The organism is Myxococcus eversor (assembly GCF_010894455.1).
Classification (GTDB): domain Bacteria; phylum Myxococcota; class Myxococcia; order Myxococcales; family Myxococcaceae; genus Myxococcus; species Myxococcus eversor.
In genome coordinates, this window is sequence record NZ_JAAIXY010000018.1 from 81731 (window position 1) to 108170 (window position 26440).

Here is a 26440-nt window from a genome sequence, read left to right on the forward strand (position 1 = left end):
GGTGTCCTCTCGATGCTTCGAGGTTGACCACGTGAAGTCCGTCCTTCGTGGAGTGCTGTGTGGACTCGTGTGGATGCTGGCGCCGGCTGCCTGGGCTCAAGCCGAGGACGTCCCCGTCGAGCGAAGTCAGGGCCCCGTCACCGACGTGACGCTGTTCGTCGACGAGGGAACACGGGCGGGTGAAGCGAGCACCCGGCCCGCGGTGACGAGGAGCCCGAGCCGTCCCGTGGTGGAGCTCGATGCGGCGCGAGCCACCGGGCCCGTCGAGACGCTCGATGCCGGGCACCTCGAAGCGCGGGAGGTGAGGAGCCTCGGGCCGACGGTCGACGTGGGTTCCATGACGACGGGAGTCCAGGTGGACCGGGAGTTCCTCCGTCGCATCGCGATGGTGGGCGCGGAGATGCCCATCCGCATGGGGCCAGTGACGGAGGAGCGGATCAACGACGTCCCGGAGTACGTCGACGTCATGAGCTTGCGCAACGCACCGCTCATCAGCCTGCGCACGTCGTGGGTGTCGCGAGTGCCGGCGTCGGAGGTGATGCGGGGTCCGGAGTCCGATGCGTCCACCTGGAGCCGGAGCGCGATGCATCGGGCGCTGGCCTTCGAGGGTCAGCCTCGCGGCTTTCAGTCATTGGCGGAGCTGGCGCCTGGGACGCCCGAGCAGCTCCTCCTTGGCCTCGTGGAGGAGCACGCGTCGCGGACGTCGATGTCGAGCATCACGAAGCGCTGAAGCGACACGCTCTGTCCCTCAGGAGCACCATGCTCCGAGCGGGAGGCGTCGCGACCCGCGGGCGCCATGCGGAAACCGTGATGCGGTGACGAGCCGGGCGTGAGGCTCGGGGAGGGCGAGGTCGGGAACATGGACACCTCACTCGCGAGCCTGACCGAGGTTTCCATGATGAAGCTCATCGCGCCCTATCTCTTGTGCATGTTGGTGATGTTGGTCGCCGTGCCGGTGTTGTCGAGGGCGGAGAGCCCCGAGCGAGCGCCACCTGGGGTGTTCATGGGAACTGTCATCGGTGTGAAGAGCGGCGAGCCCGTCCCCGACGTGGCGGTCATCGCGACGTCGCCGAGCTTCAGCGGTGAGCGCGGGGCGGTGACGGACGAGCAGGGACGTTATCGCCTGCCCATGCTGCCCGCGGGCACGTACACGCTGCGGTTCGAGCACCCGGACTTCAACACCTACTCCCGCTCGGACATCCTGCTGCGCGCCAACCGCACCGTGCGCGTCAAGGTGGAGCTGCTCGAGCTGCCACCGCCCCCGCCGCCCCCGGACCCGGCCATCGTGAAGCAGACCCGGAAGTGACCCGAGGCCCAGGCCCGTTCCGCACGAAACTCAAAGGACATTTTAGTTTCGTGCGGAGAGCCGAGAGACTCAGCACGAAACTCAAACGGCATTTTAGTTTTGTGCGACCTCTCGACTGACCTTGCACGAAACTCAAATCAGGTTTTAGTTTCGTGCATGGCCCGCAAGCGCGCCCAGACGCCGGACTGGAATCGGCTCTTCGACTTCGCCCTGGGACAGGCGGGCCTGTTCACGACGAAGCAGGCGGCGGAGTCGGGCTATTCGCCGCAGCTCCTCGTGCACTACGTGCACATCGGCAAGGTCGTCCGAATCCGGAGAGGGGCGTACCGGCTGGTGCACTACCCGCTCGCCCAGGACGAAGGGCTCGTCACTGTCTGGCTCTGGTCGGAGCAGCAGGGCGTCTTCTCTCACGAGACGGCACTCTCCCTGCATCACCTCTCCGACGTGCTACCCAATAAAATCCACCTGACCTTGCCCGCGGACTGGAAGCACCGCCGCTTCCGAGTTCCTCCAGGCGTCGTGCTCCACCACGCCGATGTCGCCACGGCCGAGCGCTCCCGGCCCGCCGCGATTCCAGTGACCTCGCCGCTCCGTACGTTGCAGGACTGCGCCCGCGCGCAGCTTTCTCCGGAGCTGCTGCATCAAGCCATCTCCCAGGCCCTCGACCGGGGGCTCATCCGCAAGTCCGACGTCGCGCGAATCCAGGACGCCACTTCACCGACTGGACACCGGAAGAGATGAACACCCGCCGCTACCTCACGGGCGGCGCCTTCAAGAATGCTCTCGAGCAACGACTGAGGAAGGCCTCGAAACATGGGGACGACTTCAGCCGTCGGCGCCAGCTCCTTGTCTTCCATCGCTTCCTCGCACGCGCCGCTCAGGCCTTCGGAGATGCCGTCACACTGAAGGGAGGACTGGTACTGGAGCTGCGGCTCGAACAGGCACGCACGACGCGCGACGTGGACTTGCGCCTCACGGGAAGCCCCAGAGACCTGCTCTCACGCCTCCAGCAAGCAGGGCAGCTCGACCTCGGCGACTTCATGCGCTTCGAGCTTCGGCTCGACACCCATCATCCCGAAATCCAGACCGAGGGCCTGCGATATGACGGACAACGCTTCCGCGCCCGCATCAGTCCGCCAGCGGCATGCCCCAGTCCGGCTTCTCGCGCTCACCCATCACCCAGCGGTACACCTCCACCACCTGCTCCGCCTTCGCCTTCCAGGTGAAGTACTTGAAGATGCGCTCCCGCGCCCGCTCACCCATGGGGCGGATGACGGACGGGTCCGCCACCAGCTTCGTCAGCACCTCGCGCACCCTCGCCACGATTTCCTCCGGCGTCCCGATGGGCACCGCGAACCCCGTGGCCGGACTCACAATCTCCCCCGGGCCGCCGTAGTCCATGACGATGGGCACCAACCCCAGCGCCATCGCCTCGCACACCACCGCGCCACCGAACTCACGCACGCTCGGGAAGCCGAACACGTGGTTCTTCGACAGCCGCCCCTGCAGCTCCTGGTGCTTCACCCACCCGGCGAACGTCACCCCGGACTCGATGCCCTCCCGCGCCGCCTGCGCCTTGAGGTTCGGCATCTCCTGCCCGTCGCCGATGTACTCCAGCACCACCTTGCCCTCACGGATGAGCGGCGCCGCCGCCTCCATCAGCATGGCCATGCCCTTGTACGGCACGAAGCGCCCCACGAACGCCACCCTCAGGGGCAGCTCCACCTTCCCCTCCGACTTCGACGTGCCGAAGCGCTTCGGGTCGATGGCGTTCTCCGGCACGTACACCGTCTTGTCCTGCCACGTGCCCGCCACCTGCCCCCGCGTCGCCCGCGAGCCGGTGATGATGGCCGCCGCGTTCTCCCGCGTGGACTTGTAGAAGGGCATCAGCTTGTACGCATCCCGCACGTAGCTCAGCCACTCCTTCTCCCGCCGGCGCGCCCCACCAAATCCCTTGGGCCACGGCAACCCACCGTTGAGCGGACCCATGACAAAGGGCACCCCCGCCGCCTTGCAACGCCGCGCCAAGGTGCTCGGCGTCGTGGGGCTGATGGGCGTGTAGCGGTGCACCAGGTCGAACTCCTTCGCCTTGATGCGCGCGCCGAAGCGCTGCCACAGCACCTCCTCGAAGTAGTAGTACGGCAGCACGCTCAACGCCGTCGCCGTCGTCCAGCCCACCCCCGCCGTGCCCCGCAGGAGCTGTCCCACCTTGTCGAGCGGCTTCTCCACCGGCGTCGAGTCCAGCGCGGTGAACCCAGAGCCCTCCTGCACCCCCTGCTTCAGGATGTTCTCCCGGTTGCGCACGTGCGTGACGAGGTGCACGTCCGCCACCTCGGCCAGCGCGCGGTAGAGCGACCAGCCTTCCAGCGGGACACTCACCCAGTCGGGGTTGCACAGCTCGGCAATCAGAAGGACGCGTGGTCTGGGAGCAGGCATACGTGAGGCTTCATCTATCCCAACCGGCCCGCCAGATGTAGCCTCCAACGCGTCGTGACGTACGCCCCGGACCGCCCCTCCTACCCGCGCTTCGTGGCGCTGCTTGGCTTCCTGGTGCTCGCCACCGTGGGAGGGGCCCTCCTCCACCCTGTGGTCGCTTTGGCCCCAGCCCTGCTGGTCGGCATCCTGTGGCTCATCGTCAAGGTTCCGGTCCGCTACCCGGTCCTCATCGTCACCTACCTGGTCCTCGCCGTGGACTACGTCCCCGAGCGCCCCCAGTCCGGCTTCTGGCCCTCACCGCTCCACCCCCTGGGTGAGCTGCTCTTCGCCCAGCTCAGCTACATCACCAAGATTGGCGCCCTGCGCTTCCCTTTGGTGGACGTGCTCATCGTCGGCCTGCTGCTGCTGGCCATGTACCGGCGGGTGACGAAGTCGAAAATCGACCCGCCCGCGCTGCCCATGCCCCGGCCGCTCATCGCCGTGGTGACGCTGTCCCTCATCGCCATCCTCTTCATGGAGGTGCGCGGGGTGATGCGCGGCGGGGACTTCAAGAACTCGCTGTGGCAGTGGCACCAGGCCGCGATGATGCCGTTCATCGTCGCCATGTATCACTACGCGATGCGCGGGCCGGAGGACTGGCCCATCTTCGCGCGCGCCGTCATCGCCGCGGGGCTGACCAAGGCCGCCATCAGCGTCTACTTCGGCGCCATCGTCGTGCCCTCCATGGGCGTCTTCGTCGAGTACACCACGTGTCACTCGGACTCGATGACGTTCAACTTCGCCCTCTTGGTGGCGACGATGCGCTTCCTGGAGAAGCCCAAGGGCGCTCACGCGCTGCGCGGGCTGCTCCTCATGTTCCTCATCTTCATGGGCATGATGTACAACGACCGGCGGCTCGCCTACGTCAGCTTCGTGGGCTGCCTGATGGCCGGCTACCTCATCACCCCGTGGCCCGCAATCAAGCGCACCTTCACGCGCGGCATGGTGCTGCTGGCCCCACTGATTCTCGTCTACTTCGCGGTGGGGTGGAACGCGCGCGGCGGCGCCTTCGCGCCCGTGCACAAGGTCCGCTCGCTCATCGACGGCGAGGGCGGCGAAGGCAACCTGGACTATCGCGATATCGAGAACCTGGACGTCATCGCGACGTGGACCCAGTTCCCGCTGCTCGGCACCGGCTACGGCCATGAGTTCCTGGAGCCGATTCCGCTGCCCAACATCGCCTTCGTGTTTCCGCAGTACCGCTACCACCCGCACAACTCCCTGTTGGGGTTGTTCGCCTTCGGGGGAATGGTCGGCTACACGGGCGTGTGGATGTACCTGGTGGTGACCATCTACCTCGCGGTGCGCTCCTACCATCGCTCGAACGTCGCCGAGCACCGCACCGCCGCCATGGTCATCGTCGGCGCCATCGTCTGCTACATCAATCAGGTGTTCGGAGACATGGGCATCATCTCGTACATCTGCACGTTCCTCACCTCGATATGCGTGGTGACGTCAGGGAAGCTCGCCGTGGCCACCGGCGCGTGGCCCATGCCGAGCAGCGCGCTGTTGCCCTCCACGCCCGCCCGCCCCGAGCCGCCTCCGGGCGTCATCGTCTACGAGAACCCGGACGACGCGGCGGCGCCCGCGCTGGCGAAGCGGAGCTGACGGCCGCTACAGCAGCGTGCCGCGCAGGATGAGCTCCGCGGTGGTGAAGTAGATGACCAGACCGCTGACGTCCACCAGCGTGGCGACGAAGGGCGCGGAGGCGCTCGCCGGGTCGAAGCCGAGCCGACGCAGGATGAACGGCAGCATCGCCCCGGACAGCGTCCCCCACGTCACCACGCCCAGCACGGACAGGCCCACCGTCACCGCCACTCGCCCGGCGTGCTCGCCGTAGCTGTGGAACAGGTGCTGCCAGAGGGTGATTCGCATGAAGCCCACCGTGCCGAGCACCGCGCCCAGCACCATGCCGGACAAGAGCTCCCGCCGCAGCACGCGCCACCAGTCGCGCAGCCGCACCTCCGTCAGCGCGAGTGAGCGGATGATGAGCGTGGTGGCCTGACTGCCCGAGTTGCCGCCCGAGGAGATGATGAGCGGCACGAAGAGACTGAGCACCACGGCGCGCGCGATTTCGTCCTGGTACTTGGACATGGCGGTGGCGGTGAGCATCTCCGACACGAAGAGCACCAGCAGCCAGCCGGCGCGCTTTCGCACCATGGCGAAGAAGCCCACCTCGAAGTAGGGCGCGTCGAGCGCCTCCATGCCGCCGACCTTCTGGATGTCCTCGGTGGCCTCCTCCTGGACGACGCTGACGATGTCGTCCACGGTGACGATGCCCTTCATCCGCCCCTGCGCGTCCACCACGGGAATGGCCGACAGGCCGTGCTCCGCGAACAGGTGGCTCAAGCCCTCCTGGTGGGCCTCCTCCCTCACGGTGACGAGGTCGGTCCGCATGATGTCGCGCACCGCCTTGCCGGGCGCGGCCTGGAAGAGCTGGCGCAGGGAGACCACGCCCAAGAGGTGCTGCGCGGAGTCCAGGACGTAGGCGGAGTAGATGGTCTCCACCTGTTCGCGGGCCTGTCGGCGCAGGTAGCCGAGCGCCTCGTCGACGTCCAGCTCCGGCCGCACGCGCACGAAGCGCGGGTTCATCAAGCCACCGGCGGCGTCCTCGGAGTAGGCGAGGAGCACCAGCACCTCGCGGCGGGAGGTGTCGTCCAGCAGGGCGAGGAAGGCCCCGTGCTCCTCGGTGGGGAGGCGCTGGATGACGTCCGCGGCGTCGTCCGGAGGCAGCACGCGCATCCACTGGCGCCGCTCGCCCGGGGGGAGGGCCTGGAGGAGCCCGGCCTGGTCATGGGTGGAGAGCGAGAGGAAGAAGTCGTCAGCGCTCGACGGGGGCAGGAGCCGGAAGCCCTCCACCCTGTCCCGGGGCGCGAGCACGGGCCACGCGTCGCGCAGCTCGTCCTCGTGGATGGGGTCCGACTCGGGGGCCACGGCTCGCCTCCCTGCTCGCGTGCGCCGGAAACCGGCCTCGCATCAGGGACACGTTCAAGCACGGCACCCGAGGTGGGGACACCTCAAACGCTGGATGGCGGACATCCGCGCGCCCGATTGTGAGCCTCCGCGCACGGGCGGTGTCCGCGTGACGTCGGTGTGCCTCAGGTCCCTCGGGCGGCCACCACGCCGGGCGCGGGCTGGGCCGTGGCCGCGCTGGGAGCGGCGACGAGGTGCTCCAGCTCCAGGTCGATGTGCTTCGCCTCGGGGATGGCCTGACGGATGTCGGCCTCGATGGCATCGACCTCCTCGCTGAGCGCGCGAATCAGGTGTGCGGCGACGCCCTGGAGCGACAGGGAGCGCTGCTCTCCGGCGATGGGCATGTTGGAGGGAATGGCCTCGGCCAGCCGCGTGGCGACGAAGGCCTCGCTGAAGCGCACCTCCGCCTTGAAGGTGAAGGTCTCCGGGGTGAGCTGGCGCGTCTTCACGTCATGGATGTCCGCGACGCTGCCGCGCGCCCGGACGACCTCCACGAAGCGGCGCTCGACGTCCTCCGGCACCGCGCGCCCCAAGAGCAGCGAGCGGTTCTCCACCATGAGGTACACGGCGATGAGGCCCAGCAGGATGCCCACGGTGAGCGAGGCCAGCGCGTCCCAGATGGGATTGCCCGTGAGGTACGCGAGCCCGATGCCGCCGGTGGCCAGCACCAGGCCGAGCACCGCGGCGCCGTCCTCCAGGAGGATGGCCACGGCGGCGGGGTCGGCCTTCTCTCGCACGTAGCGCCCGAAGGGCATTCCGGCGGCGGCCTTCCGCATGCCGCGCACGGCGAAGAGGAGCACTCCGCCCTCGATGAGGAACGACAGGCCGAGCACCCCGAAGACGACGGGGCCCAGCTCCGCCGGGTGCGGGTGAAGGAGGGACTGGAGGCCGTGGTAGACGGTGACGCCGCAGCCGACGAAGAAGATGCCGGACGCGGAGAGGATGCCGAAGATGAAGCGCTCTCCGCCGTAGCCGTAGTGGAAGTCCTGGTCGCGCTCTTTCGCGGCGCGCTTGAGGCCCAGGAACAGCAGCACCTGGTTGCCGGTGTCAGCGGCCGAGTGGATGGCCTCCGACAACATCGCCCCCGAGCCGGACAGCAGGAAGGCGGCGAACTTCACGATGGTGACGAGCAGGTTTCCGCTCAACGCGACGAGGACGGCGGTGACGGACGAAGCGGGTGCGGCCATGGTTCCTGACGGGACGGAGGGGGACGCAACCTACCATGCACGGATCCGCTCTCCGGACAGAGGGACTCGAGGTCAAGGCGCGTACGGGATAGAGCCGAGAGGGCTGGGAAGCCGCGAAACCCCAGAGTGAGCCACAGCCACCCGTGGAGCCTTGTGGCCCGTCCAAGGAAGACTCGAATCCATTCACTCGAATGGAAAACGAGCGCGGAACCTGACAACCCGGCTCATTATCGCCAGAAACCATTCGCTCGCATGGATTTCATGGCGGAGTGAAGGGTCCACAGGAGCGCTGGAAACCATGCGAGCGGATGAACCCCCTGATGAAAACACCTGGCTCGATGCGCTCGCCCATTCGGTTCGGGCCCAGCGCAAGCGGCTGGGGCTCACGCAAATCGAGCTGAGTGACCTGGCTGGGTGCGGACCTGTTTTCATCTACGACGTGGAGAGCGGTCGCAAGTCGACCCTGCGGCTCGACAAGCTGGTCGACGTGCTCAACGTCCTGGGACTCCAACTGGCACTCGAGCGAGGAAATCAACGCCTGCATGTGAGCAAGCAACTGCGCGATGCGCCCTACTGACGTCCAGGTCGCCACGGTGTGGCGAGAGTCAACGCTCGTTGGGACCAGCACCCGAACGTTTCTTGGGTCTGCCTTCGAAGGTCGCATCACCGAGTCGCCGGTTGAAGCGTCCGAGGTCCACCGCGCGTGCCAGGCGCCAGCACCACGGTGAAGCCCTCCGCCGTCAGCGCCACTGACTCCACGCTCCGCAGCGCGGTGAAGGCGAAGCCCGCCTGTCCCTCGACAGCCAACGCGGCCCGAGCCGAGCCCGGCAACCCCGCGCTCTTCGCCGCCAGCCCCGCCGTCCTCCCCACCGCCGCGGTCGCCAGCATCACGAAGACTCGCGCCGCGTTCTCTCCCAGCACCTCCCCGTATGCCTCACCCGCCGCGCTCAGTTCCTCGAACGTGCGCGCCGCATCCACCCGCCGCACCATCACCACCCACGCATCCAACACCCGCCACACCGTATCCACGCCCAGGTACGCAATCGCCGTCGCCGTCAGCAACGACGCCATCCCCGTCGACAGCGGCTCCGGCAAGGACCACAAGAGCAGGTACATCGCCACCGACGCCGTCAGCGTCGCGCGGACCGCATGCGGATTGGCCAGGCCCTCCAGCGCCTCGCCCGTCTCCTCCCAGACCCCCGCCATCGCGATGGCCAGCGCGAGCGCATACCTGCCATCACTCCCCAACAGCGGCCCCTCCTCCAACAGCCGCAGACAGTCGCCCCCCTGGTGCTCCCGCTCACACCAGCGCCCGTAGTCCCGCGTCAGCACCTCGTCCGAGTACGACTCCAGCAACTGGGGCGATGAAGCGCCGTCCCCGTCGTCCCCCACCGGGACGAGCCTGCGGCCCTCATACAGATACACGCCGCCCCGCTCGGGAACGCCGAAGCGCTGTCGCGCTTCTCGCAACGGATGCGCGAAGGGCCTCACGTCCCTCGCGAGCCTCTCCACCGCTTCCGCGAATTCGTCCTCGTCCAGCTCCACGGGACTCGCGTCCTCGCTCGGCGTGTGGACCTTGGGCGAACCCGTGCCCGTGTCCAGACGGACCACCCGGGTCGTCGAACAACCCGTCACCGAGAGCAACAACAGACACACCATCCATGCCCTACCACGACCCATCGCAGCCCTCCGGCACGGGCGCCGAACCACCTGAGTGGTCATACCCATACCAATGCGCTCCGACATTCCAGGCAGGACGCGACTGACACCGCCGCGTCACCGCGGGGTCATCAACTCAAGGACCTCGGCAGCAGGACATGGAACGTGCTGCCCTCACCCGCGCGGCCCGCCGACTCCGCCCAGATGCGTCCTCCGTGGCGCTCGACGATGCCCCGGGCGATGGCCAGCCCCAACCCCAGCCCGCCATAGGCCACGCCGTGCGCGCGACCGAAGCGCTCGAAGATGCTCTCCAGCCGGTCCTCGGGAATCCCCAGCCCGTGGTCCGTCACCTCGACGTGCACCCACCCCGGCTCCGCTCTCGCGACCAGTTGGATGGCCCCTCCATCCGGCGAGTAGCGCAGCGCATTCGACACCAGGTTGCTGAACACCTGGTCCAACCGCTCCCCATCCGCCCGCAGCGACAGGCCCTCCGGCACCGACACCTCGATGCTCCACCCTTCCGGCAGGGGCTCGAAGTGCTTCGCCACGTCGCGCAGGAGCACGCCCACGTCCACGTCGTCCTCGTCCAGGGGCAGCTCCCCGCGCTGCAGGCGCCCCACGTCCAACAGGTTCTCCACCAGCCGCGCCATCCGGCTCACGCTGCGATGGATGCCCTCCAGCGCCCGGTCCACGTGCGGCGTCAGCTCCGCCGCCGCCTTCACCTTCGCCAGGTCCGCGTAGCTCCTCGCGGCCTGGAGCGGCGTGCGCAGCTCGTGCGCCGCCATGGTGAGGAACATGTCCTTCGCCTCGCTCGTCGCCCGCAGGGACTCCACCGCGCGCCGCGCGTCGTCGATGTCCGTCGCCGTCGATATCCACCCGACCAGCCGCCCCACCTCGTCCCGCTCCGGCAGCGTGCGACAGAGGAACCACCGGAACTCTCCGTCCGTCGCGCGGCGCAGCCGGTACTGCTGCTCCTTCGGCCGCCCCGAGCGCTGCATGGCATTCCAGGTGATCTCCACGCGCCCCACGTCCTCCGGATGGAAGCAGCGCAGGTTCTCCTCGCGCTGACGACCCTGCTCGGGCGACAACCCCGCGTAGTCCAGCCAGCCCCGGTTGGCGTAGCTGATGGTGCCATCCGCCAGCAGCGCCCAGACGAACTGGGGCATGGAGTCCAGCACCCGGCGGAACCGCTCCTCACCGTGTCGCTCCAGCACCCGCCGCTCACGCTCCCACAGCGCCGCCTCCTGCTGCTGCAAGGCCCGCTGTCGCAGGTGGAGCGCGACGAAGGCCTCCGCCTTCCAGCGCAGCACATCCGGATGGAACGGCTTCACGACGTAGTCCGCCGCGCCCGCCGCATACCCGTGCACCAGGTTCGCCTCGTCGCGCCCGTGCGCGGTGAGGAAGATGATGGGCGTGTAGCGGGTGCGCTCCCGCTGCCGGATGATGCGCGCCGTCTCGAACCCGTCCATGCCCGGCATCTGCACGTCCAGGAGGATGAGCGCGAAGTCCTCGCGCAGAAGGCACCGCAGCGCCTCCCTCCCCGATGACGCCTTCATCAGGCGCTGGCCCATCGGCTCCAGGATGGCCTCCAGCGCCAACAGGTTCGAGGCGTGGTCATCCACGAGCAGGATGCTGGTGCTGTGTGGCTCCACCTGAACGGGAGCGCGAGGGGTGAGCTGCTCGGTGCCTTCCAAGGCCGGTACTCCCTTCTCTCCCGAGGTCCCATCGCTGTAATCAGCGTGACCCCGATGAGCAGTCCCCCCACGACGCCTCGGCCCGTCCCGCCTCCGTCGGCGCAGGGTCCGGACGCCTGGCCGCCCAGCACTCGACGGAGCCCGAGGACTCCAACGCTTCAGGGACAAGGGTATGGAGCCAGGGACGCGTCGGCACGCTCTCCTGTCCGGAACATCGACGGGCGCGTGGCCAGGGCACGGGCGACTGAGCGGCATGGGCTCGAAGGTCGTCCCCTCTCGTCCCACGGCGGGGCTCCCGCAGGACGCCCGCATGCCGTGCCTCCGAGCCCCCGCCGCGCGATGGCCCTTCGAGCGCCGCTGACTACACCACCGCGCGCTGGAGCATCAGCGCGAGCATGTCCGCGCTGCGCTCGCTGCTGAACTGCGTCTCCACCTTGCGGCGGCCGGCCTCGCCCAGGCGCTCGGCTTCCTTCGGATTCCGGGCCACCTGCTCCAGCTTCTCCGCGAGAATCCGAGGCTCCTGCGGCGGCACGAGCAGCCCGTCCACGCCGTCGTCCACCAGCTCCTTCACGCCGCCCGCGCCCGTCACCACCACCGGCGCGCGCATGGCCATGGCCTCCATGATGGCCACGCCCAGCGGCTCCTGGAGGCTCGCCAGCGCGAAGATGTGCGAGTTCTCGATTTCGCCCCGCACCTTGTCCTCACCCACCGCGCCCAGCAGCGTCACCGCGTCGCCCAGCTTCGTCTCCGCGATTTTCGCCTCCAGCACCTTGCGGTACGTGGTGCCACCCGCCTCGTCCTCGCCGGCGATGGCGAGCCGCGCGTCGAGGCCCTTCGCGCGCAGCATCCCCACCGCTTCGATGAGGTCCGCGTGCCCCTTGCACGGGTTGAGGCGGCCACAGGAGAAGATGCGCAGCGGGCCCTCGCCCTTCCACGCCTCGTACGGCACCGAGCGGTTGAACTTGCTCAGCTCCACGCCCATGGGCGCCAGCTCGATGCGCGGCGGCAGGTGCCCGGCCAGCTCCTCGTTCACCTCGCCCAGGAGCTTCTTCGTGATGACGAAGGCGAACTTCGCGTGCCGCCACTTCTCCTTCTGGTTCGGCCCGTAGTCGTCCAGCGGCCCGTGCAGCGTGATGCTGTACGTCAGCCCCGACAGGAGATGCGCGAACATGGCCACGTGCGCGGCGTTGGCGCACGAGTGCACATGCACGTGCGTCCACCCTCGCTCCCGCGCCAGCGACGCGAGCCGCCCGCCCATGACGGCGAAGGCCAGGAGCTGCGCGCGACCCTTCGCGTCCAGCCCTTCGGCGCGGGTGATGGACGCCAGGCAGCGGGCCCAACCGGTGGGCATGGCGCGAGCCACCTCCGCCGCCGCCTTGAGCACGCCCAGGGTCCCCGGGGGTGACAGGTACTCCGTGCGGGACATCGCCTCACGCGCCCAACTGTGCGAAATGATGCGCGCGGGCGGGGGACGGGTGGATACCAGCTCCGGTGTCACGCCCTTGCCCGGCAGCGCCTGCAGCTCTCGCCAGAAAAAGATGTGGGTCTGTCCGGGAAACTCAGGGATGAGATAACCAATCTTCTGCACGAACTTTCCATAACACGCCCGCCCCCACGCCCCCACGCCCCGGGCGGCGAGCCCCGGAAATCACCGGGGGCAGGTCGATAGACACCCGCTCCCCTGCCCGCCCGGGCAGGTCGTTGGGCCGACGCCATGCGTTGCGCTATACCGGGCGGCGATCCATGGTCGATTCCAGCGCCCCCCCCACTCCCTCGGACGCCGAGGTTCCCGACAGCACCGTGCCGTCCCCGGCGCTGCAACGGCTGTGGTTCGCCCTGGAGCGCACCGGCTGGGCCTACCTCACCGTGGTCCCCGCCCACCCGGGCGCCCCCGCGCTGGAGGCCGCCACCGCCATCCTGGAGGCCGGCGCCCCGTATGCGGCCACGCAGAAGATCCACCTGGAAGACGCCACCAGCATCTCCCCGGCGGACGCGCCCCGTCGCGTGCTGGAGCTGCGCGAGCGCGTCGCCCGGGGTGAGCGAGTCATCGCCGTCATCGACTCCGTCCTCACCCGCCCCGCCAGCCTCCCCCTGGCGCTCGCCTCCGATGGCGTCCTCCTGTGTGTCACCCTGGGGGAGACGGACTTCGGCTCGGCCCACAAGACGATGGAGTTCATCGGCGCGGAGCGCTTCGTGGGCAGCGTCACCTTCCCCCGGCCGAAGAAGAAGGGCCGGGCCTCGTCGTCCAGGAAGAAGAAGCCATGACGCCTCCTGACGCTCCCTCGCCCCGTCTCAGCGTCGTCGTCGCCACCTACAACCGGCTCCCCCTCATCTCCCGACTGCTGGAGCAGTTCGCCACCCAGACGCTCGCGCCCGAGCGGTTCGAAGTCGTGGTGGTGGATGACGGCTCCAAGGAGCCGGTGAAGGAGCCGCTGCTCGCCCTCGCGGGGAAGCTGCCCTTCTCCCTGCGCGTGGAGGTGCAAGCCAACGCGGGCGCCGCCGCCGCCCGGCACCAGGGCGTGCTGGCCGCGCGCGGAGAGGTCGTCCTCGTCACCGACGACGACATGCAGGTGGCCAACGACTTCCTGGAGCGGCACCTGGCGCACCACCCGGAGGGCTCGCGCCACGTGGTGCTCGGCCGCATCCGGCCGGACCCGTCCATCGGCGACATGCCGCTGTTCGAGCGCTGGTACGCGTACCTCAACCACCGCATGGCGGAGGAGCTCTCCGTCCCCGGTGCGCGCGCGCACGGCAACCACCTGTACACCGGCAACGTGTCCTTCCACCGAGCGGACTACGTGGGCGTGGGCGGCTTCGACAAGTCGCTGGGCCAGTCCGAGGACGTGGAGTTGGGCGTGCGCCTGGAGAAGGCAGGCTGCGCCTTCGTCTTCGCCAGCGACGCTTACGTGTTGCACGGCAGCGACCACGTGTCCTTCGAGCGCTGGCTCAAGCGCGCGCACCGCTACGGCATGTTCGACACGCAGGTGGCGCGCAAGCACCCGGACGTGCGCGGCGTGAATCCGTGGCGGCTCCTGTTCGAGACGAACCCGCTGGCGCGCCCGCTGCTCGCGGCGACAGTGGTGGCGCCCCAGGCCACGCGGCTGTTGACGGGGGCGGTGATGAGCGCGGCGAAGGCGGCGGACAGGCTGGGGCTGGAGAAGGCCGCGTTCGCCGGCACGTCGGTGGTGTACGGGATGGAGTACCTGCGCGGCGCTCGCAACGAGGCCGGTGGCTGGACTGGCATCGCCCGTGAGGTTGCTCGCTACCTCCAGGGCGGAGGGACTCGATGAACATCATGAAGTCGAAGCGCTCGATGCTCGGCGCGCTGATCTCCGATGCACTGGAGCTGGCGAAGGCAGCCAACGGCGACACCGGCGCGAAGTCCATCGCGCAGATGGTGCTCACCAGTGACTCGTACCGCATCACCGCGCTCAACCGCGCCCGCGAGGCCGCGCTCGACTACCACATCCCCCTGGTCAACCACGTGCTGCGCGTGGCGCAGACAGCGGTGATGGGGATTGAGATTGGCAAGGACGTCACGCTCGGCAAGGGCGTGTACTTCGTGCACAGCCTGGGCATCGTGATTGGTGGCGACGCGCGCATCGGCGACCGGGTGCGCTTCTACGGCAACAACACCGTGGGCACCGCCAAGGACAACGGCTACCCGACCATCGAGGACGATGTGTGGATTGGGGCCGGGGCGCGCATCCTCGGGCCGATACGCATTGGCGCGCGCTCGCGGATTGGGGCGAATGCGGTGGTGCTCCAGGACGTTCCGCCGGACAGCGTGGCCGTGGGCATTCCCGCCCGCGTCTTCCCGCGCAAGGACACCGACGACGTGGTGCTGTGAGGCGCGCCTCACGGCGGGCCCGGGGGAGATGACACGCATGGTGGACGGTGTGAAGGGTGCGCGGAGCAAGGCGGGCGCGGCCGTGTTGACGTGCGCGCTCGTCGCCGGTGGCTCGGTGGCGGTGGCTCGGGGACTCCAGGCGCAAGACGGCACGGGTGGCTCCGGGGCGGAGCCCTCGGCACAGCAGGCTCAGTCCAACGGCACCGGTGGCTCGGGCTCGGAGCCCTCGGCACCGAAGGCGGCTGGCGACGCGAAGCCCTCGGCACAGAAGGTGGCTGGCGACGCAAAGCTCGTGGCACAGCAGGCGACGGGCGACGCGAAGGCCTCGGCACCGAAGGCGGCTGGCGACGCGAAGGCCTCGGCACCGAAGGCGGCTGGTGACGCGAAGCCCTCGGCCGGAGCGGCTCCGACGGAGAAGGCCGCCACGCTGGAGACGCTCTACGACGGGGGCCTGGGCACCGGGTGGAAGGACATCGGCTGGGCGCAGCGCGAGCTGCCTCGGGGCGCTCCGGCGCGCATGCGCCTGTTCAACTATGGCGGGTGGATTCTGTACCGCCCGAAGCTGGAGGGCTCGTTCGGCGCGCTGTCCCTGCGCCTCAGCGCCCCCGAGTCCTACGGCGAGTTCCTGGAGGTGCGGCTGGACGCGCAGGGCACCACGTCCTTCCCGCGCATCCCGATTACGTCCGAGCTCCAGGTCCGCAAGGACGGCGAATGGGCTGAAATCCTCATCCCGATGGAGCTGCTCAACCCGCGCGGAGAGGCGTTCGACCGCGTGGTGCTGCGCGCCTCCAAGGACGTGGGGCGCGACTGGGTGCTCTTCGACAAGGTGTCGCTTGTGCCGCTGCCGCCGGAGGTCGCCGCCGCGCTCGCCGCGGGCGGAGGCCGCACCGGCAAGGGCACCGGGCGCGAGACGAAGCTGACCATCGACTGCACCGCGCCGGGCCACCGCATCAGCCCGCTCATCTACGGCATCGCCATGGATGGCCTGCGCGAGAAGAAGGACCAGCACCAGTACCGCATGGGCGCGACGACGCGCCGCTGGGGCGGCAACCCCACGTCCCGCTACAACTGGAAGCTCGGCGGCGCGTGGAACACGGCCAACGACTGGTTCTTCCAGAACGTGGACATCGGCCTGGGCTACCAGGACTTCATCGACTCCAACCGCAAGCACGGCATGATGTCCGCCGTCACGGTGCCGCTGCTCGGCTGGGTGGCCAAGGACACGACGTCCGTGGGCTTCCCGGTGTCGAAGTTCGGCCCGCAGCGCGGCGAGGACAACGGCTCCGGCAACGGCGTCACGCGCGACGGCACCCCGCTGAAGCCGGGCGCACCGTCACAGACGAGCACCGAGGCCTCGCCCGAATTCGTCGCCGAGTGGGTCCGCACCATCCGCGAGCGGGACGTGGCGCGCGGTGGCGAGCGCAATGTCCGGATGTACATCCTGGACAACGAGCCCATGCTCTGGAACTCGACGCACCGGGATGTCTTCCCGGAGCCGCTCACGTACGACGGGCTGTTGTCCCGGACGATTGCGTACGGCACCGCGGTGCGGAAGGCGGACCCGGACGCGCTCATCGCGGGCCCGGCCGAGTGGGGCTGGACGAACTACCTCTGGTCGGCGGCGGACTTCGCGCCGGGCAAGGCGCCGCACTCGGACCGCCGCGCGCACGGGGATGTGCCGCTGTTGCCGTGGTACCTGCGGCAACTGCGCGAGCACGAGAAGAAGACGGGCGTGCGCATCCTCGACGTGGTGGACGTGCACTTCTACCCGCAGACGAACGTCGGCGTGGGGTTGGAAGGGAACACGGACCCGGAGACGAACGCGCGGCGCATCCGCTCGACGCGGGGCCTGTGGGACCCGACGTACAAGGACGAGTCCTGGATTGCCGAGCCCGTGCGCCTGCTTCCGCGTCTCAAGGAGTGGATCGCGCAGAACTACCCGGGGCGGAGCATCTCCATCGGCGAGTACAACTTCGGCGCGTTCGGCCACATGAGCGGCGGACTGGCGCAGGCCGAGGCGCTGGGGCGCTTCGCGCAGGAGAACATCTACTCCGCCTACTTCTGGCAGTACCCCACGAATGGCAGCCCGGTGTTCTGGGCGTTTCGAGCGTTCAGGGACTTCGACGGGCGCGGTGGCCACTTCCAGGACTACTGGGTGCCGGCGAAGGCGGAGGAGGGCACCAGCGTGTTCGCCTCGCGAGACGAGTCGGGGACGAAGCTGGTGGCGGTGGTGTTGAACTTCGACCCGGACCAGGCCGCGCAGGCGAAGGTGGAGTTGAAGGGTTGTGGGACGCTCGAGGGTGCGCGCGTGCTGGGGTATTCGGGCGCGCCGGGTGGATTCCTGGAGCAGACGGCTGGAAGCAAGACGGCGGGTACGCTGACGCAGCGGCTGCCGCCCTACTCGATGACAGTGCTTGATTTGACGGTGAAGAAGCCATGAGTGCCGCGACCCCCGAGACTCCGAAGCCGACGCCGTTTTCCACGGGCCGCCCGCGCCTGCACATCGGGCAGTTGGCCATCGACCAACTGACGTTCGAGGACGCCGTGCAGCAGATTGGGCGCCTGGTCGATTTGCACCAGGGCGGCTACGTCTTCACGGCCAACGTGGACCACGTGGTGCTGGCGGAGGACAACGCGCAGTTCCGCGAGGCGTACTCGCGCGCCACGATTTCGGTGGTGGATGGGATGCCGATTGTCTGGGCATCGAAGGCGATGGACGTGACGCTGCCCGAGCGCATCGCCGGCTCGGATTTGATTCTCCCGCTGATGAAGCTGGGGGCGGAGCGCAAATGGCGGGTGTTCCTGCTCGGCGCGGGCCCTGGGGTGGCGGAGAAGGTGGCGAAGCAGATGGGCGAGCAGTTCGGCGTGGAGGTGGTGGGGTGGGACTCGCCGATGGTGAAGACGGACGCGGGTGACGCGCAGAACGACCCGATTGTGGCGAGGATTCGGGAGAAGGACCCGCACCTGCTCTTCGTGGCGTTGGGGAGTCCGAAGCAGGAGGTGTGGATTTCGCAGGTGGCCGGGAAGCTGGGGCCCACCGTGGCGATTGGAATCGGGGCGGGGTTCGACTTCATCGCTGGCACGGCCAAGCGCGCGCCGCAGTGGATTGCCAATGCGGGCTTCGAGTGGCTGTACCGTCTGGTGAATGAACCCAAGCGCCTGTGGCGCCGGTACATCCTGAACGACTCGCGCTTCGCGACGATTCTGGTCCGTGAGTTCTGGCAGCGGACGGGTGGGAAGCCGGAGTAGTCAACAGCCAACGTTGCACCGTGATTGCCTGCGCCACTCCGAGCCGTGGCGCGCGTGGCCTGTATGCTTTGTCCGCGGCTTTCTCTTCAAAGCCGCGCAAAGCCGATGACCGCACGCGAACGAACCCCGGGGGATGCGGAGACAAGGTCCGCAGATTCGCTGCTCGCGACGCAGGTCGGCGAGTACGTCATCGAGGAGCGCATCGGCTCGGGAGGAATGGGCGTCGTCTACCGCGCCACGCATCCCCTGATTGGCAAGCAGGTCGCCATCAAGGTGCTTCGCGAGGAGCTTGTCTCTCACCAGCAAGTGGAGCGATTGCTCATCGAGGCGCGGGCCGTCAACGCCATCCGCCACGCGGGCATCATCGACATCTTCGGCTTCGGGCGGCTGCCGGATGGACGTCCCTACATCACCATGGAGTTGCTGCGTGGCGAGTCTCTGTCCACGCGACTCCGCCAGGGACGCCTGGATGCGAACACCACCCGCTGGGTGCTCGACCAGGTGCTCTCCGCGCTTGGAGCCGCGCACAAAGCAGGCGTGGTGCACCGCGACCTCAAGCCCGGCAACATCTTTCTGACTGATGCGCTCGACGGCACGCCCCTCGTCAAGCTCGTCGACTTCGGCATCGCCAAGCTGGTGCAGTCCCACGATGGGCCCACCACGGTGCATGGCTCCATCCTCGGGACCCCCGAGTACATGGCGCCCGAGCAGATTCGTGGAGCTTCCGTCAGTCCCGCGACGGACCTCTACGCCCTGGGCGTCATCGCGTTCCAGATGCTGACCGGTGAGCTCCCCTTCAAGGGGGAGCAGCTCCAGGTGCTCTTCGCGCATGTCGAGGAGCCGCCACCTCTGCCCTCCTCCAAGGTGCCCGGCCTTCCTCCCGAGTTCGACACACTCATCCTGCATCTGATGGCCAAGGACCCGGCCCTGCGCCCCGGGTCCGCCGAGGCCGTGCGGCAGGCCGTGCAGCGGATTCCCAGGAGCGAGGCTCCGCCGCTACCTGTTCGCCCAGAGCCCGTGGAAGTCGCCCCGTCACAAGAGACGACTTCACGAACGACCCGCTCCACCATCGTGCCGCCCTCCGTGAAGCGCCAGTGGCTTCGCGCCGGGCCCATGGCCGTGCTGCTCGTCACGAGCGTGGCGTGCGGAGCCTTCATCCTGGGCAGGGGTGGTCCCTGGATGGCGGAGCGTCCGACAGCACCGGAGCAGGCCCGGGTCGTGCCCAAGGTGGCTTCCTCCGTGGCAATAGAGCCTCGGACACCCATGCCTGAAGCGCCTGCTGCGCCAACCCGAGGAACGGAGCAGGACAAAGCGCTCACGACGACGGTCTCCCTCGCGCCGGAGAACCCACCGACCACATCCCATGAGTTGAAGTCCTCCCGAGTCCTCCCCAAGTCGAGAGGCACGCAGCTCGCTTCCGTGAAGGAGTCGAACCTCTCGCGCCGGAGCGGCGCCCCGGTGGTCCCCGCGCAGGTAAGCGAGGCCGTGAAGTCGATGCAGCACAGACTCACCACCGAGAGTCTCCAGGCGGAGCAGGTCCTGCGCGCGAAGGTGGGAGAGGTCGCGAATGGCTCTCCCGCGCTCAACGAACTGCACGCGATTCGGCAGCGAATCCCAGCCGCCCTCACCGTCCAGGACTGCGACGTGCTCAAGCGAGACCTCGCCCACTGGAAACATGCCAGGCTGGGGCCCGCGACGGGGACCTCGCTTCGGGCACCTTGAATGCGAACTCTGAATCACCGTACCAGCCCATACAGGCAGCCCCTGGCCTAAGCTTTCATGCGCATGCGCGCACGTCCCATCACGCTGCTTCTGCTTCTCACATCTGCCTGGCTGGGCTGCTCCTCCATGCCTCGAGCGCCCCTTCAACAGGAGTGGGACGACGCAGAGGTGGAGTGTCACAGCCCCGAGGAAGACCAGTGCGTCACCCTGCTTTGCCTGGGTGACTCCTGCGGCTTCTACCGCTGTGAGGACACCCCCAGCGAAATCGAGCTGGCGCGCTTCCCACCCGCCCGTCCGCCCGCAGCCGCGGCGGCTCCGGGGATGGGGCCTCGACGGAACTGGGGTGGAGGACAGCAACTCCCTCGCGGAGCCGTCATGGTGTTCCCCAACTGGAACGGCGCTCCCGAGCGGCTCGTTCCACCCTCCCGGCAACTCACACCGGGACGATGGGAGCGACACCACATCTTTCCCCAAGAGCAGGAGCTGAAGGAGTGGTTCGAGGGACAAGGCGTCAGAATCCACCACTACACCATGCCCATCCCCAGAGACCTCCATCACCGGATTCACAAGGTGGGCCCACGCGGAGGGCAATGGAACCAGGCGTGGCGGGACTTCAGACGGGATGAACCCAACGCCAGTCCCGAGCAGATCTTCAAGCACGCGGGAGAACTCATCTACCGCTTCCAGCTCATGGGCGGCCCCATCCAGCCTTACTATTCGCGCCCAGGAGCGTGAGCACGGATGAGCCGGTTCTTCTGGGTACGTGAGGATGACGATGTCGCCGAGCAGCACGGAGGCGAAGTCCACGGCGCGCACAAGTGGAAGCTGCCTGGAGCGAAGTGCCACACGTGCGGCATCACCTGGAGCGGAGCAGGGCACACGTACCCCTGCATCGACCTCTCATCGCTTCCCGAGCAGCATGCCTACGAACGAGCCCGACCCGAGCCCTTCATCGAGTTCGCACGCCTGCGTGAACAGGTCCGCCCCCTCGCACCCGCGCACGCCCCGCTACCGCCCGGCACGAGATTCGGCCCGCTGGTAGGCACCGCCTCCGGCAACCTGGCCGACTTCGTTTGGCTCATCGACGTGCTGCTCATGCACCGTGACGCACTGGAACGACTCCAGGCCCAACACCCACTCGGGCTGAAGGGGTGCCAGACGGAGCTGCGCTGGCGGAAGAAGAGCCCACCCGAGTTGGTGGAACTTCAGTTGGAGCCTCACGGCCGGCTGCATCCAGACTGCGTTCCCTCCGACGTCCCGCCCCCGTGTCAGACCTGCGGCCGATTCGCTCTCTCTCGGCCAGCAGCGCCCATCCTCGATGCGGTCTCGCTTCCGACCGACATCGACCTGTTCCGCGTGGGCAACTTCGCGACCCTGGTCATCGGCACCGAGCGCTTCGTGGAGGCGGTCCACGACCTCTCACTGACGGGCCTCACGTTCCGCGAGCTGCCCACTCGATGAGGTGAAGAATTCCCGCCGTCGCGCTGGCCGTCCTCTTCACATCCCGGGGCAGATTGAGTGGTAGCCCCGCCAGCTCATGGCGACGTACGGGGCCTCTTTTGCCACAGAAGAGTCCTCGCACAACTCCAGGTGGTCAAAGTCTAACACTGGCAGCCCCCCCTCTCGCCTCGCTTCGATTGTAGAGTCTTACACGTCGGTACTAGGCTCTCTATCCAGACAGATGGACACGAGCGAGACGACGCGGGAGGGGCGAGGTCCAGGGGTCAAGGACTCGCTGATCTCCACGCAGGTCAATGACTTCATCATCGAGGAGCGCATTGGTGAGGGCGGCATGGGCGTCGTCTATCGCGCCGTCCATCCATTGATTGGCAAACAAGTCGCCATCAAGGTGCTCCGCGCCGAGCATGTCTCCCAACAACAGGTGGAACGGCTGCTCATCGAGGCGCGCGCCGTCAACTCCATCCGCCACCCAGGCATCATCGACATCTTCGGGTTCGGACGCCTGCCGGACTCGCGGCCCTACATCATCATGGAGCTGCTGCGCGGCCAGTCCCTCTCGGAGGCCCTCAAGCAACTCGGGCGCCTGGGCCCCAACACCACCGTCTGGATTCTCGACCAGATGCTCTCGGCGCTCGGAGCCGCTCACAAAGCAGGTGTGGTGCACCGGGACATGAAGCCCGGCAACGTGTTCCTCGCGGAGGCCCTCGACGGCTCGCGCGTCGTCAGGCTCGTCGACTTCGGCATCGCCAAGCTGGTGCGGAGCCACGACGGCCCCACCACCGTGGACGGCACCATCCTTGGGACTCCCGAGTACATGGCCCCCGAGCAGATTCGCGGAACCACCGTCTCATCCGCGACCGACCTCTACGCCGTCGGCATCATGGCTTTCCAGATGCTGACCGGTGAGCGCCCCTTCAAGGGCGAACAGGTCCAGGTCCTCTTCGCCCATGTCGAGCAGCCCCCGCCGCTTCCCTCCTCGCGGGTGCCTGGCCTCCCTCCCGAGCTCGACACACTGGTCCTGCATCTGCTCGCCAAGGACCCCGCCATGCGCCCGGAGTCCGCCGAGGCCGTGCGCGAGGCCTTGAAACGCATTCCGCCCACCGTCCTCCCTCCGCTCGGCAACGGACTGACCGGTGGCCTCCAACCCGTCGCCCGTGAAGGCGATACGAGTTCCACCTGGTCCCGGGGGAAATTCGTCCGACCCACGGCACGACGCAAACGCGTCTGGCTGGCGGTCGGCGGCGCGCTCCTCACCATCGGCGCGGTGACAACACTCCTCCTCTCGTCCTGGAAGCCCGGAGACACCTCCAGTTCGGCGACCCCGCCTGTCACGGCCACCACCAGCACGGCGGACGCGCGTCGTCAGAGGGCTCCGGAGAACGCGCCCGTTCCTGCTCCGCCGCCTCCCCTCCTCAAGACCTCGGCGGACACCGCACAAGGCCCTGACGGAACTCCCTCCTCCGCACAAACCGTCGCGGCCAACGCCGTGCGTCCCGACTCGCAAGGCGCGACTCCACCCACGCCCGCTGTCGCCGACGGGAGCGCGCAACCCGCCCCGTTGGCCATGCAGAAGGCCACGCCCGCCACGCCGAGGCACCCCGCCGCCTTTCTCCCTCGCAGTACGACGGCGTGGGACCTCAAGCTGGTCCAGCGCATCTACAACCTCGAGGAGCGCTACCTGAAGCAGACCTCGGGTCGCGCCCCGTCCGCCGAGTTCGAGCTGGGGCTCAAGCGCGTCCACGCACGCGCGCTCCAAGCGGGAACGAAGTCCGAGAGCTCACGGGTGAGCACATCCATCTCCGCGCTGGCCCGAAAACTGAGCACGCTCCACGACTCCAAGCCCGCGCCGGAAACCGCCGCGCCAAAGGACTCGATTTCTGCGCCCACGCCACCGCCCCTGCCCAGGGTGACCCTCCGTGCGCCGGGGCCGCGTGTGCTGGTGATGCTCACGACCCCCGACATGACGCCCAGCGATGAAAAGCTGGCGCGCCGCTTCATCCAATTCAAGGCCACTTACCTCGAACGCGCGGCCAGACATGAGTTCCCCCTGACCATCGAGGAGTCCCTGGTCCGCATCCACATCCTCGCGCTGAAAGCGGAGACCGCCGCGGAGCGCATGGATGTGCACCGTGCGCTCGATGCCTGGAAAGAAGTCCTGGACCACACCACGCCGAAGTGAGCGGAGCCGCGCTCAGATGCTCACGGACCGCATCATCTCCGAGCGCTTCATCATCGGCATGTCCGAGGAGTATTCGGCCCCCATGCCGTTCGCGGACTGCGTCCGGCCCATCATCCTCTCCATGTCCGGCCAGCCCGGCGCGCTCTCGTAGGACGACTGCGACTTCCCGTTGGGCCCGGCCTCCGGATTGTTGCCGTACGGCGGCTTCTGCCCCGCCTCGCCAGCCGCCTCATTCGCCTTCTGCTTGGCCCTCTCCGCGCGACGAGCGGTCTCGAGCTCCTTCCCCACGGCGGCCTGGTACTTCTCCGTCGCCTGGGCCAGCTTCGCCTCGGCGACCTTCTCCGCCGCCTGCGCCTCCGCGAGCGCCTTCTTCGAAGCTTCCCGCTGCTCCGGCGTCTGCTTCGGATTCTTGGCCTTCTTCTCCGCCTCTTCCCGCGCCCGCGAGGCCTGCGCCTCCGCCCTCTTCGCGGCCTCGGCCTGGAGACGCGCCTGCTTCGCCGCCTCCTGCGCCGCCTTCGCCGCCTTGATGGCCGCCTCCGCCCGCTTGCGCGCCTCGTCCGCACGCTGCGCGTCATTCGTCTTCGGGCCCTGCTGCATCGTCGAACGACCATCCACCTTGGTCAGCGAATTCACGGGTCACTTCCTTCCAAGTGCGATGAGGGACAGACACCCCTTCTTCGCCAGAAGCGCCCACATGGTTACATCCAGGATTACTTTTCAGGGACCCGGCACACACCCGAACTCCATGCCCTCAACTCACGGCAGGCTCAACTTCAGCCCGAAGGGAATGGTCCGGTCCTTGATTGCTCCAGGCTCGACCTTCACCTGGTCATCCCGCACCAGCGTGGCCGAGTCCGAGCCGTCGAAGGACACCGCGTCATCCACCCCCAGCTTCACCAGCGCGTCGCGAATCTCCGCGAGCGTCTTGCCGGGCTTCTCGCCGTTCTCCTGAGCGACGACATACGTCGTGCCCGTCTCCCGGTCATACCCGACGACGACCTTTCCACTGTTCGGACCCCGCTCGTCCTGGTCCTTGAAGCCCTCGTTGTTCCGCTGCGTCAAGTCGGACGCATACGCCCCCGGGTCTCCCGTGAGCGGCGCCGCCGAGGACGTCCCTGGCTTGTACTGATTCCCGTCGCCGTACGGCGTGTTGTTGATGATGAGCGGCACCGCCCCACCAAACGCCACCTTCGAATCCGCCGGCGGATCTCCCTGCCCGAACTTCAGGCCACTCGACGTCCACGCCGCGTAGAACCGGTCTGGTTCCGACTCACCCCCAAGCACCTTCCCGTTCTCAATCACCTGCCCCACCGGATTGTCGCCGCTGAAAGCCCGGTCATAGAAACTGGTGTTGATGATGGTGTCGCTCCCGGGCTGGCGCCCCTCTTCCTGCGCCAGCGCGGCGAAGGGCTTCTCCGCCTCCGGCCTCGACCAGCCCCCCAACGCGTTGTCGAGGATGCTGCCCCCATGCTCGACGACGGACGGCTGGGCTCCTTTCATCGCCACGAGGTGCACGCCGTTGTCCGTGAACTCCACCGGCTGTCTCGGATTCGCCTTGATTCGCTCCGCCACCGCCGCGGACAACCGCGCCCCATCCTCCGCCGTCGTCGGCAGCTTCAGCTCCTGCGTCCGCGCCGAGTTCCGCGCCTCGCGCAGCAACACGTCCGACGTGGCCGCCGAGCGGCGCAGGGTGATATCCCCATTGCCCGGCAACGCATGGCCATCCGTCGTCTTGCCCTCCTGAAGCTCCGGATAGGACGCGTCGTCCACCACCTTCACTTCGACCCCGCGCGCATCCAGGTCCGCGAGCGCCGCCTTTCCCTCTGGCGTAGCGCCCAGTTCCTGCCGCAGCCGGTCGACGGACGCCTTGTTCGCCTCGTCCTGCAGTCGCTCGGTCGTCGCTTTGTAGTCGTCGCGAAACTCCTGGCGCAGGCCCCCCGGGACGTCTTTCAAATCGAGGCCCTTCTTCACGTGCGCGTCGTAGCGGTCCCACGCCTCCTTCTCCGGCGCGCTCGCGTCCGCGACCCTCATCGACTGGAGCTCGGGCGACATGTCCAGCTCCGCGGCGCGCTCGGCCGTGAAGAGCGCCGATGACTCCGGCGGCGACGACACGTTGCCCAACAGCTTGTCGCGCAGCTCGTTGCTTGAAGCAGCCTCGAAGCTCGACGTCGACGTGTCCCGCACCGTGTTGGACGTGACGCCCTTGAGGCGCTGCTCGTCATACGGAGGCGTCAGGCCCTGCGCGGTGGCTTGCGTGTTCGCCTCCTGCATCGCCCCCTGCGCACGCTGCGCGGAGCGCGCGGACTTCTCCTCCGCGTCCCGCCGCGCCTCCTCGGCCCGAGCCGCTCGCTGCGCGGAGAGCTTCTCCGCCCGCTGGGCCTCCACCGCGTCCTTCCTCGAAGCCTTGGCCTCTTTCGGAGTCTGCCCCGGCGCCTCGGCTCGCGACGTCGCCTTCGCCGCGTCCGCTTGTGCCTTCTGCTGCGCGCGACGCGCGGACTCCGCGGCCCTTCGCGCCTCCTCGGCCGCTCGACGCGCGGACTCCGCCGCCTTCCTCGCGGCCTCCGCGCGCCTTCGAGCCTCCTCCGCACGGCGGGCCGCATCCGCTCCCGAGGCCCCAGACGAAGTCGTCGGCGAGCCACCTCGAATCGCTGTCGTGCCGCCCATGCGTCACCCACCCTTCTGGGA

Annotated in this window: 22 protein-coding genes and 1 pseudogene; 15 read left to right on the plus strand and 8 right to left on the minus strand. The window is 68.3% G+C overall.

All coding sequences use genetic code 11. The features are described 5' to 3' along the window. The first annotated feature begins 31 nt into the window (after window positions 1–31). The 4 genes from G4D83_RS31540 to G4D83_RS31555 all read left to right on the plus strand — a co-directional run bounded on the left by G4D83_RS31540 (window position 32) and on the right by G4D83_RS31555 (window position 2532). Complete coding sequence (locus G4D83_RS31540) at window positions 32–730, plus strand: hypothetical protein (protein ID WP_163868571.1); 699 nt, start codon at window positions 32–34, stop codon at window positions 728–730. Between the two features lie 129 nt (window positions 731–859). After that, window positions 860–1306, plus strand: coding sequence for a carboxypeptidase-like regulatory domain-containing protein (locus tag G4D83_RS31545; RefSeq protein ID WP_240356806.1), 447 nt, complete (start codon window positions 860–862; stop codon window positions 1304–1306). Window positions 1307–1462: 156 nt separating this feature from the next. Further along, window positions 1463–2047 carry a type IV toxin-antitoxin system AbiEi family antitoxin domain-containing protein gene (locus G4D83_RS31550; protein ID WP_163868572.1) on the plus strand — a complete coding sequence of 195 codons (585 nt, stop codon included), beginning with the start codon at window positions 1463–1465 and terminating at the stop codon, window positions 2045–2047. After that, window positions 2044–2532, plus strand: coding sequence for a nucleotidyl transferase AbiEii/AbiGii toxin family protein (locus G4D83_RS31555; RefSeq protein WP_163868573.1), 489 nt, complete (start codon window positions 2044–2046; stop codon window positions 2530–2532). Before G4D83_RS31550 ends, G4D83_RS31555 begins: the two co-directional genes overlap by 4 nt. On the opposite strand, the gene epsH is transcribed toward G4D83_RS31555, so the two are convergent. Then, the gene (gene epsH, locus G4D83_RS31560; RefSeq protein WP_163868574.1) at window positions 2435–3742 is read right to left on the minus strand and encodes an exopolysaccharide biosynthesis glycosyltransferase EpsH; all 1308 of its coding nucleotides are present in this window, start codon (window positions 3740–3742) and stop codon (window positions 2435–2437) included. The two genes, G4D83_RS31555 and epsH, sit on opposite strands and share 98 nt — an antisense overlap. A 54-nt stretch (window positions 3743–3796) precedes the next feature. On the opposite strand from epsH, the gene wzy reads away from it, so the two are divergent. Continuing rightward, a complete protein-coding gene (gene wzy / locus G4D83_RS31565) occupies window positions 3797–5389 on the plus strand; it encodes an exopolysaccharide repeat unit polymerase (RefSeq protein ID WP_240356808.1) in 1593 nt (530 codons plus the stop codon). Window positions 5390–5395: 6 nt separating this feature from the next. Here wzy and mgtE read toward each other — a convergent pair whose 3' ends face one another. Next, window positions 5396–6715, minus strand: coding sequence for a magnesium transporter (gene mgtE, locus G4D83_RS31570; protein ID WP_163868575.1), 1320 nt, complete (start codon window positions 6713–6715; stop codon window positions 5396–5398). Between the two features lie 164 nt (window positions 6716–6879). Further along, complete coding sequence (locus G4D83_RS31575; RefSeq protein WP_163868576.1) at window positions 6880–7941, minus strand: cation diffusion facilitator family transporter; 1062 nt, start codon at window positions 7939–7941, stop codon at window positions 6880–6882. A 298-nt stretch (window positions 7942–8239) separates the two neighbouring features. Between G4D83_RS31575 and G4D83_RS31580 the strand changes: the two genes are divergently transcribed. Next, window positions 8240–8518 (plus strand): helix-turn-helix domain-containing protein, encoded by a 279-nt coding sequence (locus G4D83_RS31580; RefSeq protein WP_163868577.1) that lies wholly within the window; start codon window positions 8240–8242, stop codon window positions 8516–8518. A gap of 116 nt (window positions 8519–8634) precedes the next feature. Here G4D83_RS31580 and sitA5 read toward each other — a convergent pair. The 3 genes and pseudogenes from sitA5 to epsE form a co-directional block, all read right to left on the minus strand. Beyond that, a pseudogene (gene sitA5, locus G4D83_RS31585) lies at window positions 8635–9621 on the minus strand (SitA5 family polymorphic toxin); the annotation flags it as partial. Between the two features lie 110 nt (window positions 9622–9731). Then, entirely contained in the window at window positions 9732–11294 is a 1563-nt protein-coding gene (gene epsF / locus G4D83_RS31590; RefSeq protein WP_163868578.1) for a response regulator EpsF, read from the minus strand. 361 nt (window positions 11295–11655) lie between these two features. Next, window positions 11656–12882, minus strand: coding sequence for an exopolysaccharide biosynthesis GT4 family glycosyltransferase EpsE (epsE, locus tag G4D83_RS31595; RefSeq protein WP_163868579.1), 1227 nt, complete (start codon window positions 12880–12882; stop codon window positions 11656–11658). 155 nt (window positions 12883–13037) lie between these two features. On the opposite strand from epsE, the gene G4D83_RS31600 reads away from it, so the two are divergent. The 9 genes from G4D83_RS31600 (at window position 13038) to G4D83_RS31640 (ending at window position 23755) form a co-directional block, all read left to right on the plus strand. Then, on the plus strand, window positions 13038–13559 hold the full coding sequence (locus tag G4D83_RS31600) for a hypothetical protein (RefSeq protein ID WP_240356810.1): 522 nt from the start codon (window positions 13038–13040) through the stop codon (window positions 13557–13559). Next, the gene (gene epsD / locus G4D83_RS31605; protein ID WP_163868581.1) at window positions 13556–14584 is read left to right on the plus strand and encodes an exopolysaccharide biosynthesis glycosyltransferase EpsD; all 1029 of its coding nucleotides are present in this window, start codon (window positions 13556–13558) and stop codon (window positions 14582–14584) included. Before G4D83_RS31600 ends, epsD begins: the two co-directional genes overlap by 4 nt. A 5-nt stretch (window positions 14585–14589) precedes the next feature. Then, window positions 14590–15144 (plus strand): serine O-acetyltransferase EpsC, encoded by a 555-nt coding sequence (gene epsC, locus G4D83_RS31610; RefSeq protein WP_420826676.1) that lies wholly within the window; start codon window positions 14590–14592, stop codon window positions 15142–15144. A gap of 37 nt (window positions 15145–15181) precedes the next feature. Next, on the plus strand, window positions 15182–17584 hold the full coding sequence (epsB, locus tag G4D83_RS31615) for a GH44 family glycoside hydrolase EpsB (RefSeq protein ID WP_240356812.1): 2403 nt from the start codon (window positions 15182–15184) through the stop codon (window positions 17582–17584). Continuing rightward, complete coding sequence (epsA, locus tag G4D83_RS31620) at window positions 17581–18393, plus strand: exopolysaccharide biosynthesis glycosyltransferase EpsA (protein WP_163868582.1); 813 nt, start codon at window positions 17581–17583, stop codon at window positions 18391–18393. The genes epsB and epsA overlap by 4 nt, the downstream gene beginning before the upstream one ends. A 105-nt stretch (window positions 18394–18498) precedes the next feature. Further along, on the plus strand, window positions 18499–20115 hold the full coding sequence (locus G4D83_RS31625; RefSeq protein ID WP_240356814.1) for a serine/threonine-protein kinase: 1617 nt from the start codon (window positions 18499–18501) through the stop codon (window positions 20113–20115). Between the two features lie 63 nt (window positions 20116–20178). Then, window positions 20179–20850, plus strand: coding sequence for a SitA6 family polymorphic toxin lipoprotein (gene sitA6 / locus G4D83_RS31630; RefSeq protein WP_163868584.1), 672 nt, complete (start codon window positions 20179–20181; stop codon window positions 20848–20850). A gap of 6 nt (window positions 20851–20856) precedes the next feature. After that, window positions 20857–21576, plus strand: a complete 720-nt coding sequence (sitI6, locus tag G4D83_RS31635; RefSeq protein ID WP_163868585.1) for a SitI6 family double-CXXCG motif immunity protein — start codon at window positions 20857–20859, stop codon at window positions 21574–21576. A 220-nt stretch (window positions 21577–21796) separates the two neighbouring features. Continuing rightward, window positions 21797–23755, plus strand: a complete 1959-nt coding sequence (locus G4D83_RS31640; RefSeq protein ID WP_163868586.1) for a serine/threonine-protein kinase — start codon at window positions 21797–21799, stop codon at window positions 23753–23755. A 12-nt stretch (window positions 23756–23767) separates the two neighbouring features. Here the strand turns inward: G4D83_RS31640 and G4D83_RS31645 are convergent, their stop codons facing one another. Both G4D83_RS31645 and G4D83_RS31650 read right to left on the minus strand, forming a co-directional pair. Then, complete coding sequence (locus G4D83_RS31645) at window positions 23768–24388, minus strand: hypothetical protein (protein WP_163868587.1); 621 nt, start codon at window positions 24386–24388, stop codon at window positions 23768–23770. Between the two features lie 123 nt (window positions 24389–24511). Continuing rightward, window positions 24512–26419 (minus strand): phosphodiester glycosidase family protein, encoded by a 1908-nt coding sequence (locus G4D83_RS31650; protein ID WP_163868588.1) that lies wholly within the window; start codon window positions 26417–26419, stop codon window positions 24512–24514. Window positions 26420–26440 lie beyond the last annotated feature (21 nt).